Genomic DNA, 2796 nt, shown 5'->3' with positions numbered 1-2796 from the left:
CAGGCGGAAAGCGATGGCGGTGGTAAAGCGAGGAGCGATGGTCGTGCATGCCATCTTATCTACCGCTGAGCTTTACAACAAAGTTAACGTTACAGTGCCGGGAAGATGGGGTATTCGGCTTGAGCCTCATCTTCCGATATCGGTGGATTGTAAAAGGAGGTGCTGCGCTTCGAGTGATGATAAAACGTGGTCTTGTTTTGCAACAGCCACAAGCATCGGAAAGGAAGCGCAGCATGAAACACTATAGCGGCCTAGACGTTTCGGTGAAAGAGACGTCCATTTGCATTGTTGATGAAACCGGCAAACTTTGCCGCGAGATCAAGGTGGTAAGCCATCCTGACGACTTGGCGACCATATTGCGAGATCCGGTCTGGAACCTGGAGCGGATCGGTCTTGAGGCCGACCCTCTGTCACAATGGCTGTTCGAAGGCCTTGCTAAGGCTGGACTACCGGTGATCTGCATCGAGACGCGCCATACCAAAGCGTTCCTTAGGGCCCAGCCGAATAAAACCGATCGCAACGATGCGCGCGGCATTGCGCAGATGATGCGCGTCAATCTGTTCCGACCAGTACACGTGAAAACGCTGACCAGCCAAAAGCAACGTGCTTTGCTGACGGCACGCAAATTGCTGCAGGAGAAAGCAATCGACATTGAAAATGACATCCGCGGCCTGTTGCGCAATTTCGGGCTGAAGGTCGGGATTGTCGGCGCGGTTAAGTTTGAGGAGCGAATCCGGGAACTCGTGAACGACATGTCTGACATCAATGAAATCATGGAGCCGTTGTTGGCGGCAAGACAGAAGTTGCGTGATGAATTTTCTCGGCTGCATCGGAAAGTGCTGGATATCGCACGCAACGATGTTGAATGTCGACGGCTGATGACGATCCCTGGCGTTGGCCCGGTCGTCTCGCTGGCTTTTACGAGCACAATCGACATTCCTCAGCGTTTTAAGAACTCGAAAGTGGTTGGCGCTGTGCTGGGATTAACGCCCAAGCTGAACGAGTCTGGCGAAAGCAAACGCGTTGGACGCATCTCTTGTTGCGGGGACGCAATGATGAGGTCGCTGCTCCATGAAGCTGCACAAACCTTGTTGTCAGTCACCAGGAAATGGTCGTGGTTGAAGGCTTGGGCGATGAACGTCGCCAAGAGGCGAGGGCGCCAAAAGGCCATCACCGCATTGGCCCGCCGACTGGCGGTAATCATGCATCGCATGTGGAGTGATGGTACCGAGTTCTGCTGGACGAGGGAGGAATTGCCAACCAACGCGCAAGCATGATCCGGCGTTTGATCCAGACAAGATAACAGTAGTTTCCGCTTTCGTGCGGAGAAGAAGTCCCTCGCGGGACGACGGGTGAAGCAAGTTCGGCCCTCCCCTTGTATCGGCCGCCTCCAGCGATCAGAACGTAGGTGGAGATTGGGCTGCTTCATTCTTCTGACCCCATGTTGGGAGAGCCGGCAGGCTCATCCCGGAGAGAAGCAAGACCCCGCGATGGATTTTGATGACTTCAAAAAAGCTCGAAAGCGCTTGACCTCGACCCGCCGAATAGAGAAGGGGAGGGGGCGGCCTGTCGCAGCCATCGCCCAGGCTTCGACATAGGCCAGATCCGAGGTCAGCGCGCGGAGCGTAATTTCGCCCATGCCTTCATTGACCAGATAACGCAGCGTTTCGGCACGCAATACTATTCTGGATGGAACGCTGTCAGCGATCATGGGCGAGTGGGCCCAGAACAATGGTCTTTTCCGCCCGGGCGGCGGCAGCCAGTTTGCGATCCAGCGTAGCCAGCGGCAGGGTTTCGGTCAGCGCGAGCGCCAGATAAGCGGCATCATAAGCGCTGAGCTGGTGGCGTCGCGCGACCCGAATGACCTCAGAATCCTCGCTGCGTGGTATCAGTCGTAAGGGCAAGGCACGAAAACGCGTCAGGGCTGTGTAGATCATGTCCTCGCCAATCCGCCCGCGTTTTTCAGCAATCAACAATATGCTGCGGATTTCATGCTGCAGAAGTTCCGGAGCAACCGCGTCTTCATCGGCCAGTCGGTTCATCATCTGTGCGGCGAATGGATGATCTTCATCAGGCAGCAGCCAAGCGCCGGCCACTGATGCGTCGACAATAAAGGCCATCAGTAACGGCGCCCTTCTTCAATCCACGAGCGGATTTCTTCCTGGGTGACAGGTTGCGCCTGGGCCCGGAAAGTCCGTACGGCTTCAATCGCTGCCAGGCGCTGACGCCGTTCATCAAGCGCAACGAGGCGCGCAATGGGTGTGTTGCCACGCGAAATGATTACCTCTTCGCCCGCTTCGACCCGCGCCAGCAAGTCTGAAAGATGCGTTTTGGCTTCAGCGACTTTCACGGTTACAGTCATGGCCAGATCCTCCGGCTATTGATCAGGTGGTAGTGGCAGCATTTATCGGTTCTTGGGGGCTGTTGTAGCGCTTTTCTGCAGGTTGGTCAATGCATTGGTCATCTAAGCATCGATAAGCTCGTTTAACGTCACGGTAACGAAAGCAAGAGCGATATTCGGTTTCGTATGGCCTTTTTATCCAATAGATTGGCCATGTTAGTCCACGGAGTACGGGTGATACTCAGCGTGAAATTCGTAACCGGGGCAGATCCGGTGGCAGTGCTGACAAAGTCGGCAGATTGGCGGCCTGTGCGCTGACTGGAAAATAGCCGGAGCGCTCAAGCGCGTACCGCGACAAGGGAGGTGAGCGGCGGAACAAGATGATCAGAGATGGGGTGACGTTCCAACTGCATTCTGCCGGCAATCTGTTGTGGTGACCACCCATGGCTTATGCG

At 55.5% G+C, this 2796-nt stretch carries 3 protein-coding genes and 1 pseudogene; 1 reads left to right on the top strand and 3 read right to left on the bottom strand.

Annotated elements, in window-relative coordinates:
* The first annotated feature begins 233 nt into the window (after nucleotides 1–233).
* Complete coding sequence (locus tag ACTJKP_RS26625) at nucleotides 234–1277, top strand: IS110 family transposase (RefSeq protein ID WP_440632796.1); 1044 nt, start codon at nucleotides 234–236, stop codon at nucleotides 1275–1277.
* A 236-nt stretch (nucleotides 1278–1513) separates the two neighbouring features.
* Here ACTJKP_RS26625 and ACTJKP_RS26620 read toward each other — a convergent pair.
* The 3 genes and pseudogenes from ACTJKP_RS26620 to ACTJKP_RS26610 form a co-directional block, all read right to left on the bottom strand.
* A pseudogene (locus ACTJKP_RS26620) lies at nucleotides 1514–1669 on the bottom strand (integrase); the annotation flags it as partial.
* Nucleotides 1670–1700: 31 nt separating this feature from the next.
* A complete protein-coding gene (locus ACTJKP_RS26615) occupies nucleotides 1701–2120 on the bottom strand; it encodes a type II toxin-antitoxin system VapC family toxin (RefSeq protein WP_440632795.1) in 420 nt (139 codons plus the stop codon).
* Entirely contained in the window at nucleotides 2120–2362 is a 243-nt protein-coding gene (locus tag ACTJKP_RS26610) for a type II toxin-antitoxin system Phd/YefM family antitoxin (RefSeq protein WP_440632794.1), read from the bottom strand. Before ACTJKP_RS26610 ends, ACTJKP_RS26615 begins: the two co-directional genes overlap by 1 nt.
* Nucleotides 2363–2796 lie beyond the last annotated feature (434 nt).

It is taken from the genome of Brucella sp. 22210, from assembly GCF_052045675.1.
GTDB lineage: Bacteria > Pseudomonadota > Alphaproteobacteria > Rhizobiales > Rhizobiaceae > Brucella.
The sequence above is the reverse complement of the archived record's forward strand: the minus strand, read 5'-3'. Positions and strand labels throughout refer to the sequence as shown.